The sequence below is a fragment of the Paenibacillus sp. FSL H7-0331 genome, from assembly GCF_001956045.1.
The window spans coordinates 16,809-30,422 of the sequence record NZ_MRTH01000016.1 but is presented as its reverse complement, the minus strand read 5'-3'; the positions used below and the strand labels follow the sequence as shown (position 1 = coordinate 30,422).

Here is a 13,614-nt window from a genome sequence, read left to right as displayed (position 1 = left end):
TAATGTGAGCATAAATAACATATCACAATTTTTTGGGTCTGTAAATTAATTTCACCAATAAATATATTTTGAAAATTATTTCCTCCTAATTAAAACCTCCTGATGTAAATTCTCGGTAATGGATTCCCGGGAGAGGCATTATTTCGCCTGATTATCCCTTATTATGGATCATTAATTCCATCCCTATGCAGCTTTTCAAATACGAAAAAGCCCTTCAAATTAAAGGGCCTCCAATACTTACCTGTTCTGTTGGGTTCAGCTGATTTTATATCTTTTTGACAAATTCGGATTTTAATTTCATAGCTCCAAAGCTATCAATTTTGCAATCTATATCGTGATCCCCATCAACTAGACGTATGTTTTTTACTCGTGTTCCTATTTTGATGACGGATGAGCTTCCTTTTACTTTAAGGTCCTTGATTACCGTTACCGAATCACCATCGTTCAAGACATTACCATTTGCATCTTTAACAATCCTTTTATCTTCACTATGTTCGGACTCCGATTCTAAATTCCATTCATGCGCACATTCCGGGCAAATCAACAAACTTCCATCCTCGTACGTATATTCCGACTGACATGCTGGACAATTTGGTAAACTAGACATGATTTCGTTTGCTCCATTCATATTTTGATAGATTTAATATCCCCGTTCCCAATTATACACGAGTATGTTGGGCATCCTGCTCAAGTTGATTCCTCCATGATGAATTGATGTCTGTTAATGATAGCATACTTTTATGGTTACATGGATGACCATGCGATTGGGGGACATGCCCTATGTGGCATACCCAAAGATTTTACTATACAATTACCATAAATCAATCTAACTGTGTGGTGAAACGATTTGTTCAAACTCTTATTAATCGAAGATGACACAACTTTATTTACTGAGATCAAGGATCGATTGTCGCAGTGGTCCTATGATGTATATGGGATTACTGATTTCAGTAAGGTCATTCAGGAATTCACAGAGATCAAACCCGATCTGGTCATTATTGATATTCAATTGCCAAAATTCGACGGCTTTCATTGGTGTAGAATGATTCGATCCCATTCGAATATTCCGATTATCTTCCTGTCCTCTCGCGATCACCCAACGGATATTGTCATGTCCATGCAGTTGGGCGCAGACGATTATATGCAAAAGCCCTTTCATTTTGATGTGCTTATTGCCAAAATACAAGCGATACTTCGGCGTGTATACAACTACAATACGGACCCCGTTGAGCTCAAATCATGGTGCGGCGCAGCTGTGGATTATGAGAAAAATGTAGTAACCAATGAGGCAGGCTCGATTGAGCTAACCAAAAACGAAATTTTCATATTAAAGCTGCTTATCGAGAAGAAGAATAAGATTGTAAGCCGGGATGAGCTCATCAACAGCTTGTGGGAGGATAAGCGTTTTATAAGCGATAACACCCTTACTGTCAATGTAAATCGTCTGCGTAAAAGGCTGGATGAGCTTGAACTGGGACGCTTTATTGAGACGAAGGTCGGGCAAGGTTATATGGCTGCTGAAGAGGCGAATTCGTTTGATTAAAACCTATCTCATCGAAAGACGCAGCTGGATTCTGCTTTTTATATGCCAGCAGCTGCTGATCCTCTTCGTCGCTTATATGGATCCGACCATCCCGCTCCAATCCATCCTCTATATGGTGTTTTTATCGATGATCGTGTTTACAGTCTTTTTGATGATTCGTTACCATACTGAGACCCGTTTCTATAAAAGCCTGGAAGAACGGGACAACAATCTGGATTTAACGAGTATCGCCAGTCCGGAAAGTCCATTCGAGAAAATTATTGATACCAGTATGACGAATCAAATCGAGCTCCTGAAAAAGACCGCTTCGCGAAACCAGATCGCTCTGGAAGAAGAGAAGGATGACTTGTTATCCTGGATTCATGAGGTTAAAACGCCGCTGACAGCGATGCACCTAATGATTGATCGCTTGGACGACGACATGATGAAAACACATTTAACTTATGAGTGGCTGCGCATTCATCTACTGCTCGACCAGCAGCTCCACCAAAGGCGCATTCCGTTTATAGAAAATGATTTGTATATCGAGCACACCGATCTGGAAACGATTATTTTCAACGAAATCAGAACGCTGCAGTCCTGGTGTATTCAAAAAGGGATCGGCTTTGACATTCAGTTAGAAGCAGCAGAGGTGCTTAGTGATGCCAAATGGCTGGCCTTTATCCTCAGACAGCTCTTAACCAATGCCGTGAAATACAGCCCAGCATCCGACATCATCGTCAGAAGCTATCAGCGTGCGGATCAAACCCTCGTCGAGGTGCAAGATAGTGGACGTGGCATTGATCCCAAGGATCTGCCGCGCATATTCGATAAAGGGTTTACCTCCACAGCCATGCATCAAGACCATGCCGCAACAGGCATGGGGTTATATTTGGCCCACAAGGCAGCACAGTCGCTGCTCATCCATATCCAGGTACAATCTGTGGTGGGAGAAGGAACAACGTTCACCTTAACGTTTCCACAAAAAAATGAATTTGTTCGGATCACAGGCGTGTGACAACAATGTCACATGCTTTGTTGTTTTGTTCGGTCAATCGGAGGATAAGAAAGGCAGACTCTCTTATAATAAGACCAATGAGACAAGGGAGTGTATCGATATGATTATTTTGGAAGCTAATAAAATTCACAAAAGCTATGGCAATAAATCGAATCAGCAATCCGTATTAAGCGGTCTGGATTTACGTATTGAGAAAGGTGAATTCGTCAGTATCATGGGTGCATCCGGCTCAGGTAAAACGACATTGCTTAACGTTCTCTCGTCGATCGATAAGATCAGCAGCGGCACCATTAAAATTGAAGGCATTGAAATTTCGGGCATGAAGGAAAAGCAGTTAGCCGAATTTCGCAAAAATCATTTGGGCTTTATTTTTCAGGAATACAACTTATTAGATACGCTGACCGTCAAGGAAAATATCCTTCTGCCGTTATCCATCACCAAAACATCCAAACAAGCAGCCGAGCAGCGATTCCAAGCCCTTGCGACAGAACTGGGGATAGTGGATCTGCACAATAAGTATCCGAACGAAATTTCCGGTGGGCAAAAACAGCGCACCTCGGCTGCACGGGCTTTTATTCATGAGCCCAGCCTTATTTTTGCTGACGAACCGACAGGTGCACTGGATTCCAAATCCGCTTCGGATTTATTAAATAAGCTGAGCGAATTAAATCAGAAAAGAAAGGCTACCATTATTATGGTAACTCACGATCCGGTAGCAGCCAGTTATTGCAGTCGAGTCATCTTTATCAAGGATGGGCAAATTTATACGCAGCTCAATAAAGGGGAAGAAACGAGACAAACGTTCTTTAAAGATATCATGAAAACCCAAGGTGTATTAGGCGGGGTGCAGAATGAGTATTAATCAGCTCATGCTTCGCAATCTGAAAAAGAATTTGAAAAATTATTACTTGTATGTATTTGCCTTAATCTTCAGTGCCGCGCTTTACTTCGCCTTTGTCACCTTACAATATGACCCCTCGATGGAGCAATTAGAAGGGTCTATTAAAGGGGCCGCGGCCATTAAAGCAGCATCTATCTTACTTGTCGCCATTGTTTTTATCTTTCTTTTATATGCCAACAACATCTTTATCAAACGACGCAGTAAAGAAATTGGCTTGTTTCAACTTATAGGGATGACCAAAAACAGGATATTCCGCATCCTGACGGCCGAGAACTTTATCCTTTATTTTGGCTCCTTACTACTGGGGATCTTTGTAGGATTCTCCGTATCCAAATTAATTATTATGATTCTCTTTAAAACGATAGGTGTCGATGCTATTGCAGCCCTACATTTTTCTTACCAGGCACTTGTTCAGACACTGATTGTGTTTTTTATCATTTATCTCTTCATCATGCTAATGAATTATACGTTCATCCAAAGACAAAGTATTTTATCCTTATTTAGAGTGACTTCCCTTACAGAAGGTAAATTAAAAAAAGTATCCCTCCTTGAAATGATTATCGGAATGCTTGGGATCATTCTGATCCTTGTTGGCTATTATCTTTCTTCCAAATTATTTGGTGGAGACTTCACCACGATGAATCAGCTCTTCTCAGCGATGATTGTTATTCTCGGGTCCGTTATATTCGGGACTTATCTTTTTTATAAAGGCTCTGTCAGCTTTATATTTAATATCATTCGAAAAAAGAAACAAGGTTACTTAAACATTAATGAGGTATTGTCGCTTTCCTCTATTATGTTCAGAATGAAATCGAATGCAGTTTTACTAACTATCATTACAACTGTATCCGGGCTTGCCATCGGTTTATTGTCGTTAAGCTACATCTCGTACTACTCCGCCGAAAGGTCAGCCGAATTGTATGTTCCTGCAGATTTCTCAATCACCAATATCCAGGATGCAGAGAAATTTAAAAAAGCATTAACTGCCAATCATATTGGGTACACAGACAAAACCGTTGATGTCCTACAGGTAGCCGTTAATACAGAGAAAATCATGGACACCAATCTAAAAGAAATGAATGCAAAGTTTGATCCGAAGGTCATGACCCTGCCTGTTATTAGTGAGCGGGCCGTCGACAATATCCAGTTGTCCGCTGATGAGACGCTGTTCACAGACTCCAGTGGCATGCTGCAGAAATTCATGCCCATGAAAGACGCTGGAGCTATTGAATTGAAGGGTCAGCATGAGGTCATTCCGCAGCAATATAAACGGCTCCATATCGATGCTCCTATATCGGGTTATTTCACGAGCGGCGGCTTGCCCGTTGCCATTGTAGACGAAGCCATATTTGAGCGCTTGAAAAAAGATCTCAATCCAGCCATTCAAATAGCCTCTTCCCTATATATCGGTATTGAGATCCAAGATAAGGCCATGGTTAAAGCAGCCAACAAACTGTTTAACGAGATGAGCTTTGACGATAACAATGCCTTCGATTCGCAACTCGGAATGAGCAACCGCCAGAAACAAAATATGGGACTCATCATGTTTATTGTTGCCTTCCTGGGACTGACCTTTTTGATTACATCCGGCTGTATTCTCTATTTTAAACAAATGGATGAAAGTGAAGATGAAAGGTCCAGTTATACGATTCTAAGAAAGCTTGGCTTCACGCAGGGCGATTTATTACAGGGCATTCGGGCGAAGCAAGTCTTTAATTTTGGAATCCCCTTGGTCGTAGGGCTGCTCCACAGTTATTTTGCCGTCCAATCCGGCTGGTTCTTTTTTGGATCTGAGCTCTGGACACCGATGATTATAGTCATGATCCTCTATGCAGCGCTGTACTCGATTTTTGGGATACTATCCGTCTTTTATTACAAAAAGGTCATTAAAGAGGCACTTTAATAAGGATGAAACACACGCCCCAGATCCTAAGGCTCTGGGGTTTTGTGTCGTTCAATCCGTGTATCTTAATAATGGAAATAGAGGAACGCACACTAATTATGTCGAATTTCTTTGTATGATGATGCAAATACAAAATAAATCCACCCTAAAATATATAGCCGCGATTGTCATATTTCTTAGTGTACTCTTTGCCTTGCGATGGACTTGGTCCGAAACCTTCTCTACATCGGAGCCCCCTCCTATTATCCAAGGTGTACTCGACATGCGCGGCATGGACTTAACGAATTCCCCTACAATCCCGTTAAATGGTGAATGGGCGTTTTACCCTGCTAAACTGGTTTCTCATCAGGATGTGCGGTTGGCCGACAACGAATCTCGTTATATTCAGGTTCCGGGAGATTGGAGCGGCGCGCTGACGAATGGCTCCGGTTCATCGTATGGGTACGGAACGTATCGGCTGCGTATTTTAATCGACCCACTGGACCAGCCTGTCGCTTTTTGGCTTCAAGGAATCCAAGCTGCATCAACTGTCGAGATCAATGGGCTGGTTGCGGCCAATTTTGGAAAGCCTGCGGACAACGCTCGGGACTACAAACCGAGAAAAGTCTCTTACACAGCCTCCTACTTTGTGGAAGACACTCAAGAGATTGAACTGCTCATTCGAGTAGCTAACTTCGACGATCCTTACAACGGTGGTATCCTGCGGACCATTCGCTTTGGCTCTCAAGCAGCGATTGACTACGTACGTTGGTATTCCATCGGTTTTCAGCTGGTTTCGTTTATTGTTTTGCTGCTTCACGGTTTGTACGCGAGTCTTCTCTATGTATTTAATCCTCAAGAGCGGGCTTTGTTGTTTGTCGGTCTGTTAACGCTGGCGGTTGGTGTTTCGGTTGTGGTAGGGCATGATAACCTGCTCTTATTATGGCTGCCGATTAATTATACGTGGGCACTGAAAATCAAGCTGCTCTCCCTCATGTGGCAAACCTATTTTATTCTTCTTGTGTTCAGAAGATTCTCTTCGGCACCTCCACACAACAGATGGTTGCGAGTATACACGGTAGTGCTCATTTCTTATTCAGGATTCTTATTGGCCGCATCGGCTCCGCTGGTGAATGGAATGGTTGAGCTCAAGATATTTGCTTTTTTCTATCTATTGCCCTTTGTCTGGTTTGTCTATATAACAGGAACCATGATCTTCAGGAAGCAATCCGACAACGACACCGTCTACTTGCTGTTATCAGCATCTGGCATTGTGTCTAATTTTCTGTGGAGCTTATGGGATTCTATCCGAGAGTTTACGATCGTTTATTATCCGATTGATATAATAGCCGCCATTATTGGTTTTTCTACTTACTGGTTTAAAAAATACTTCCGTCAATCCAAGGAAAATACCAAGCTTAACGAGCAGTTGCAAAAGGCCGATAAGCTGAAAGATCAGTTCCTCGCCAATACGTCGCATGAACTGAGAACGCCGCTGCACGGCATTATGAATATCGCTCAAACCGTTGTAACTAAAGAGAAAGCTACCATGAATGAGCGAAGCCTTAAAGACATGGAACTGCTCATCACCATAAGCCGCCGCATGTCGCATATGCTCGGTGATCTTCTTGATGTCGCTCGGCTCCAGGAACACCGCATCGTCCTGCAGCAGGAGCCCCTGCAGATTCAAGCGATCATTCCCGGTATCGTCGGTATGCTCAGATTTATGATAGATGGGAAGCCTGTCCAACTGCATATAGATATTGCAGAAACGATGCCTCCGGTTATGGCCGATGAGAAGAGACTCGTGCAAATTTTGTATAATTTATTGCACAACGCCCTCAAATATACGGAGGAAGGACACATCTCCGTCTATGCCGAGCTGCGGGACGAGCATGCCTTCATCCATATCTCCGACACCGGCGTCGGCATGGATGAGGATACACAGGTGCGAGCGTTTCTTCCTTATGAACAAGGTTCCTATGGAATAAGCGATGGGAGGGGTATCGGACTCGGTTTAAGCATATGCAAGCAGCTGGTGGAATTGCACGGCTGTGCTTTGACTGTTCGCTCGGAGCTGGGAAAGGGCTCCGTATTTAGCTTTGATCTGCCGTTAGTGAACATGTCGAATCTCCCTTTGTCGCAGCAACCTCTACCTCTACGCCAAACAGCAGATCGAATTGAAGCCGGGCCCGCAGGATTTGTTTTTCCAGACACCGCAATTAGTGAATTGGCAGCTTCCGTGCTTATCCCTCCGCTATTGAATGAAGGAAAGATGAATATACTTGCTGTTGATGATGATCCCGTTAACCTGAGTGTACTTACAGGTATTCTTTCCGCAGAGCCCTATACCATTACGACAGCTACATCAGCTCGCGAGGTGTTGGAATTACTCGGTACTGCACAATGGGATCTTCTGATTGCCGACGTCATGATGCCCCATATGTCCGGCTACGAGTTGACGCAGAGAGTCCGGGAGCATTACTCCGTATCGGAGCTTCCTGTATTGCTGTTGACCGCACGCAGTCAGCCTGCTGACATCTACACCGGATTTTTGTCGGGAGCCAACGATTATGTGACCAAGCCTGTGGATGCGCTGGAACTCCAATACCGAATCCGGGCATTGATCACGCTGAAGCAATCCATCCATGAACGTTCACGCATGGAAGCCGCCTACCTACAGGCACAAATTCATCCTCATTTTTTATTCAATACACTGAATTCCATTATGGCGCTTAGTGAGATAGACACGGAAAAGATGCGAGATCTAAGTGATGCTTTTGCCTCCTTTTTACGGATCAGCTTTGATTTTCTAAGTACGGGGGAACAGGTCGAGCTTTCCCGTGAGCTGGAGCTTGCCGAAGCCTATTTGTATATTGAAAAAGTACGATTTGAGGACAGGCTGTCTGTCGTATGGGAGGTGGAGCCCTTCATCAACTTGCTTCTTCCCCCGCTTTCCATACAGCCGCTGATTGAAAATGCGGTCAAGCACGGCCTCCTGAGTCAAAACAAAGGCGGCACAGTTCATATTCGGATTACCCGCCAAGACAGCTTCACGCTGATTGAAGTACAAGATGATGGCAAGGGTATGGAACAAGAACTGGCTAATCAACTGTTGAGTCCAACAATGAAGGGAAAGAGCGGAATTGGCCTTTCCAATACGAATCGACGATTGACACAATTATACGGTAAGGGCTTGTCTATTAGCAGTAAGCCCTATGAAGGTACTACCGTTTCCTTTGCCATTCCGAATAACCATAGTAAGACGAGAAATTAAAACCGCTCAGAATATCCAAAAGGCTTTTTGTCGTACTCATATAACCTGATATTGAAGCTATTTGTGTCAAAATAAACAACTGAATGATTATATGGAAGATCCACATCCATTGATCGCGATGTTGCCTGCGGCATCAAATCAAATGCAGTTATAATAGAGCTTTTGTATGGTTGATGATCAAGGATCGAATCCAGCAGCTCCCTTGCGAACGACCGCGCATCATCCGATATGGACATGTTGATATGCGAATACTGATTTTGTTCCGCGTAGACCATTACGCTGAATAAGAATTTGGGGTTGTTTTCTGAATTTACTCTAATCATTTGGTTGATGTTCCCCTCTTCTCTCACCCACCTGTTTAAAGCCGCTGGTTGCTTTACTTGATATCCTTTAGTTGAAGCCAGTTGTTGAATTGCGGAAGAGATTCTTGATATCGACAAAACCCTATTAGCCTCAACGGATTGACTGACAGTTAGCAGCTCATTATTGAGGTTGTTTTCTTTAAATTTCCGTAGCAGGGATACTGCTTCCGCACGGGTTAGCAAATCGTTTATTTGAAACCCATAGACGCTTTTGTCCGTTTTGCCCTCGGAAAATTTCCGGTTGTACATTTCCCAAATCAGTTCATCTGGAGCGTCTGCTTCTTTACCGACAGCGTTCAATAATAGCATGGCAGCCTCCAAACGAATAAACGGCTTTTCGGATGGAATAGGACCGGTATAATCAACCGATTTGGCCTTTAAATAGGACAACCCCGATACATCCCATTTATGTTCCTCCGCAAATCTGTAGTACCCATCATACCAATGCAAATCATTTTTCTTCCACAAATCCCCGATATACAACGATATTAGCATTTTTAAAAATTCAGCTTCTGTAATCTTCGCATCTGGAACAAATGTTCCGTCATCATATCCGGCGATCATCCCTTTCCCTGCAGCCCATTGAATGTCTTCGTAAAACCAATCACTTGGATTGACATCTCTAAACAGTATGGGTTTAGCTGAGAGCTGAGGAGAATTCGATTTTTCCAATTGGGGCTGATTGGTGTTGAGATTCATCATATTAAGGCTAGTGTGTCTGGCTAGTTCTTTCAACGCTTCGTCAGGAACAGGATTATCATAAAGGTCGGCATTCTTTAAATTTTTCAATTTCAATAATGGAGATATATCTTGAATTTTGTTATTAGATAGGTTAACGATCTCTAAGTTTTTTAAATTTTGAAGCGCGGAGATATCTTGGATGTTATTCGCGTAAGCATGTAATTCTTTAAGGCTCTCTAACCCTGCTAAGCTAGATATATCTGTAAGCTTATCTTGCGTAATCCATAACTCTTGAAGATGAATGAGCCCGTTCAAAGGGGATAGATCGGAGATGCTTTTATTGCTGCCGATGCCGAGACGTTCCAATGATTGAAGATTGGCTAAAGGACTAAGGTCTGAGAAATTATTACTCATTAGTTCCAATCTTTTAAGGTTGGGCAGATTGGAGAGTGCATTCAAGTCTAATACATTGGTAATACTAAAATCCGCGTATTCAAGATGCTGCAAGTTTTTTATAGGGGTCAGGTCGGATATCTCCCTATTAGCTGTAAACGAAACTCTCAATAAATTGGTTAATTCTGAAATTGGTGTAATATCTGTGATCCTGTTTGACGCGAAATAAACCTCTTGTAAATTTATCAAGTTTTTAATTGGAATTAGATTGGTGATTTGATTATTAGGCAACGAAATCTCTGTAAGTTGCGTCGCGAATTGAAGTCCCTCGAGACTTTCTATTTTTTTGTGATCGCCTTTTAACTGCTTGATTTGCATAAGGTCTAAAGGCGTAAGATCCCCATGAGGTTTATTTATTATATCTCTAATAATTTGTTCAAGTTGGGGATCTTTGATAATTCGATCTACTGCCACCCCCTCCGCCTTTGCGTTGTTTACGGAACCTATTTGCATGACAAGCAAAAGTATCAGGATGAGGGTCCTCTTTCTAAAAGAATTTAAGAACATCATACATTCCCCCTGTACTGTTATATAGACTTCACTTCGTGTTACAGTTTATATCGGAAATGTATGCCTTTTCCATTAAGCTAGTGCAACCTGAGCTATTCTATTGCAATCTGCTGTTCCCCGTGGAACAGGTGCTTTCAAAGCCTGATTAAACGCATCGGTACAACACCATAAATATCCTCTTGCCATTTTATCAATTGAGTAGTAAAGTGATAACCAAGCCAACAATGAGGGGGTAATCAAAATACGCAACAATACAATCGGTTCTTTAATCTGGCTGCGATTATCGCGTTTTGTGAATCAAAGCAACCAAATGTCGAACGATTTTCTCAAACGGTTTGGTTTAACAATTGCCCAATTTGATGTGCTCATGCAGATCCGAATATATCAGCCGATTAGCCAAATGGAGTTAGCAGATAAAGTTACAGTAACGCAGGGCGGTATTTCGCGTATGCTTGCACGTCTAGAAAAGGAAGGCTTTATTACACGACAGCAGGATTGGAAAACGAAAACGATTAGCCTCACAGCAAACGCTGAATCCATTCTAGAAATTGCATTCCCTGAACAGGCCGCCTTTCAATCGTCATTTTTTGACGAAGTGTTAAATGATGAAGAACAGACGATGCTGCACAACCTGATGACGCGTGTCCATAAGCACAGCTTAAAAAAAGAAATACCACCCGAATAATTTTTTTGTTTATCAATTGACTAGTCAAGTTATATTTAAAGATATAACATACAAATAAGGAGTGATTCTCATGGAACAATATCGCATCGATCCAACGAAGGGAATTGAATTTTGATTATATTCGATTGGAGATCATTTGCCGAGCCCACATACAGGCTCAATCATTAGTGCTGAACAGCGCATTCGAGAATTAATCGAAGCAAGCGAGCTGGCCGATGAGGCCGGAATTGACGTATTTGCCTTAGGCGAAAGTCATCAAACGCATTTTACAACTCAAGCGCATTCGGTTATTCTGGGAGCCATTGCGCAAGCAACCAAGAATATAAAAATATCGAGTTCGGTAACCGTGTTAAGCACATCCGATCCTGTTCGCGTGTATGAAGATTTTGCTACTCTGGATCTGATCTCCAAAGGCCGTGCCGAAATTGTCGCCGGTCGTGGTTCACGCGTAGGGGTATATCACTTACAGCGGTTTTGATCCAGCTGCTTTACCCATTGCCGTCACGACATTATTCTACGCGGCGGAAAATTCACAGGATGCAGTTCGCGAGTATTATCCGCATATGAATGCCGGTATGCAGGCTTTGCAAGGTGTCGGCTATCCCAAGCAGCAATTCGCGCGGTCTACGGATCACAGGGATGTTCTATTACTGGGCAGCCCGCAGCAAATTATCGAGAAGCTGCTGTACCAATATGAATTATTCGGACATCAACGTATTATGGCGCAGATTGATTTCAGCGGCGTGCCCTTCGATAAAATCATGAAAAACATCGAGCTGATCGCGACAGAAATTATGCCTGCAATAAAGAAACACACAGCTCAAAAGGGAGGCGTGTTACTATGAAAATTGTAGGAATATCGGGTTCTATCGTCGGCTCTAAAACAAGAACAGCCATGGATTATACACTTAGTGCTGCACGTGAGAAATATGCAGATGCAGACATTGTCTTGCTTGATCTTGCGGAATACGATTTGGTCTTCAGTGATGGACGTAATTACCAGGAGTATGAGGGTGACACCAAGTTTGTAACAGAAACAATTATGAATGCTGATGCCATCATTATCGGAACGCCGACGTTTCAAGCATCGATTCCTGCTACACTCAAAAATATTTTCGATTTGCTGCCGATTAACGCTTTGCGAGATAAGGTCGTGAGCATTCTGGTTATGGCCGGGACAGCGAAGCATTATTTAATGGCAGAGCTGCAGCTGAAGCCGATTTTAGTTTATATGAAGGCACATATTGTACCTGCCTATGTATTCATTGAGAAAAAGGATTTCAATCGAAAAGAAATCGTCAATGACGATGTTCTGTTCCGCATTGGGCGATTAGTAGAGGATACCGTTATGCTGGTCGATGCCTTCGCCAACGTTAGGCAGTTGAAAGAAGCAGAATACGATTTCTAAAAGGTTTTGGCACTTAACCCTTCTGCCTCTTAGGTAAGAAGGGCTTCTTGCCATTCAATAGTGGGAAAAACGTTGCTGCTTCCGATACCAGAGCCAAATTATTATCGTATACATTATCAATAATGCACTGGTTATCAAACTCCCTTCTGCACCAAATTGACCTCCTGAAATCAAACTATTACCTGAAATCTCAATGTGAATTATGGACTCCCTAATATTGATTCCAGAGACGAAAAAACCAAATAAGTTTCCTTGAAGTAGATTCCAGGTGAAATGAATGCCGATCGGCAACCACAATCCACCCGTTACTTCCCTGGCAACCCCAAACATCACACCCGCCAAAAATAAGTTAATCAGTGGAACAAAGCCTTCTAACACATTCGCATTCATCAAGTGCATAGCGGCAAACAAAAGAGAAGTTACTACAATACCAGCGGCTACTCCAAAGTAATGTCGAATGAGACCTTGCAAATATCCTCTGGATAGTAGCTCCTCACTTATTGCGACCAATAGGAAAAAGAATATCCAATACACCAAGCTTTGCATAATTTTTAGATCAAAGCTGACATCAATTATTTTTAATCCGCCAAACAACCAAACGGCCATAAAAGCGCTCGTTATCATAATAATTCCCCATAAGGCACCTGCAAACCATGATTTACATTTATGATTTTGAGTCCAACCCAGATTCCACCCACGTTTTCGTTCAAACCAGACATACATAAGCACCACAGACAAGATAAAGCAGATATTTTGTATAAAGAGAAGCGACTTAGTTACCCATATCTTATCGTGAAACAACCAATTAAACGCTATCGAAGCCACTCCTACTAAAAGAAAACTAATAACTGTAGCTAACAATATCTTTCCGATAATCGATAAAATATTTTTGAATAATTTCATTTTGGCACCTCA

At 42.4% G+C, this 13,614-nt stretch carries 10 protein-coding genes and 1 pseudogene; 8 read left to right on the top strand and 3 right to left on the bottom strand.

What is annotated here, in order from left to right:
* Positions 1–265: 265 nt before the first annotated feature.
* A complete protein-coding gene (locus BK127_RS22560) occupies positions 266–607 on the bottom strand; it encodes a zinc ribbon domain-containing protein YjdM (protein ID WP_076233785.1) in 342 nt (113 codons plus the stop codon).
* A gap of 240 nt (positions 608–847) precedes the next feature.
* Between BK127_RS22560 and BK127_RS22555 the strand changes: the two genes are divergently transcribed.
* The 5 genes from BK127_RS22555 to BK127_RS22535 all read left to right on the top strand — a co-directional run bounded on the left by BK127_RS22555 (position 848) and on the right by BK127_RS22535 (position 8,600).
* Positions 848–1,543 (top strand): response regulator transcription factor, encoded by a 696-nt coding sequence (locus BK127_RS22555; RefSeq protein WP_076233784.1) that lies wholly within the window; start codon positions 848–850, stop codon positions 1,541–1,543.
* A complete protein-coding gene (locus BK127_RS22550) occupies positions 1,536–2,540 on the top strand; it encodes a sensor histidine kinase (RefSeq protein WP_076233783.1) in 1,005 nt (334 codons plus the stop codon). The genes BK127_RS22555 and BK127_RS22550 overlap by 8 nt, the downstream gene beginning before the upstream one ends.
* Before the next feature lie 100 nt (positions 2,541–2,640).
* Positions 2,641–3,402 carry an ABC transporter ATP-binding protein gene (locus tag BK127_RS22545; protein ID WP_076233782.1) on the top strand — a complete coding sequence of 254 codons (762 nt, stop codon included), beginning with the start codon at positions 2,641–2,643 and terminating at the stop codon, positions 3,400–3,402.
* Positions 3,392–5,344, top strand: a complete 1,953-nt coding sequence (locus tag BK127_RS22540) for an FtsX-like permease family protein (protein WP_076233781.1) — start codon at positions 3,392–3,394, stop codon at positions 5,342–5,344. Before BK127_RS22545 ends, BK127_RS22540 begins: the two co-directional genes overlap by 11 nt.
* 118 nt (positions 5,345–5,462) lie before the next feature.
* Positions 5,463–8,600 carry a hybrid sensor histidine kinase/response regulator gene (locus BK127_RS22535; protein ID WP_076233925.1) on the top strand — a complete coding sequence of 1,046 codons (3,138 nt, stop codon included), beginning with the start codon at positions 5,463–5,465 and terminating at the stop codon, positions 8,598–8,600.
* Here the strand turns inward: BK127_RS22535 and BK127_RS22530 are convergent.
* Positions 8,597–10,549: a leucine-rich repeat domain-containing protein gene (locus BK127_RS22530; protein WP_179097574.1), complete on the bottom strand. Its 1,953-nt coding sequence runs from the start codon at positions 10,547–10,549 to the stop codon at positions 8,597–8,599. The two genes, BK127_RS22535 and BK127_RS22530, sit on opposite strands and share 4 nt — an antisense overlap.
* Positions 10,550–10,847: 298 nt before the next feature.
* On the opposite strand from BK127_RS22530, the gene BK127_RS22525 reads away from it, so the two are divergent.
* The 3 genes and pseudogenes from BK127_RS22525 (at position 10,848) to BK127_RS22515 (ending at position 12,699) form a co-directional block, all read left to right on the top strand.
* Positions 10,848–11,291, top strand: a complete 444-nt coding sequence (locus tag BK127_RS22525) for a MarR family winged helix-turn-helix transcriptional regulator (RefSeq protein ID WP_076233779.1) — start codon at positions 10,848–10,850, stop codon at positions 11,289–11,291.
* Positions 11,292–11,415: 124 nt separating this feature from the next.
* A pseudogene (locus tag BK127_RS22520) lies at positions 11,416–12,136 on the top strand (LLM class flavin-dependent oxidoreductase).
* On the top strand, positions 12,133–12,699 hold the full coding sequence (locus BK127_RS22515) for an NADPH-dependent FMN reductase (protein ID WP_076233778.1): 567 nt from the start codon (positions 12,133–12,135) through the stop codon (positions 12,697–12,699). The pseudogene BK127_RS22520 and the gene BK127_RS22515 overlap by 4 nt, the downstream one beginning before the upstream one ends.
* A 54-nt stretch (positions 12,700–12,753) precedes the next feature.
* Here the strand turns inward: BK127_RS22515 and BK127_RS22510 are convergent, their stop codons facing one another.
* On the bottom strand, positions 12,754–13,602 hold the full coding sequence (locus BK127_RS22510) for a CPBP family intramembrane glutamic endopeptidase (protein ID WP_076233777.1): 849 nt from the start codon (positions 13,600–13,602) through the stop codon (positions 12,754–12,756).
* Between the last annotated feature and the right edge of the window lie 12 nt (positions 13,603–13,614).

Bases quoted from the DNA above. Each gene is read 5' to 3' on its own strand.
- BK127_RS22560 (WP_076233785.1), bottom strand. From the start codon at position 607: ATGTCTAGTTTACCAAATTGTCCAGCATGTCAGTCGGAATATACGTAC.
- BK127_RS22545 (WP_076233782.1), top strand. From the start codon at position 2,641: ATGATTATTTTGGAAGCTAATAAAATTCACAAAAGCTATGGCAATAAA.
- BK127_RS22540 (WP_076233781.1), top strand. From the start codon at position 3,392: ATGAGTATTAATCAGCTCATGCTTCGCAATCTGAAAAAGAATTTGAAA.
- BK127_RS22535 (WP_076233925.1), top strand. From the start codon at position 5,463: ATGATGCAAATACAAAATAAATCCACCCTAAAATATATAGCCGCGATT.
- BK127_RS22530 (WP_179097574.1), bottom strand. From the start codon at position 10,549: ATGCAAATAGGTTCCGTAAACAACGCAAAGGCGGAGGGGGTGGCAGTA.
- BK127_RS22515 (WP_076233778.1), top strand. From the start codon at position 12,133: ATGAAAATTGTAGGAATATCGGGTTCTATCGTCGGCTCTAAAACAAGA.
- BK127_RS22510 (WP_076233777.1), bottom strand. From the start codon at position 13,602: ATGAAATTATTCAAAAATATTTTATCGATTATCGGAAAGATATTGTTA.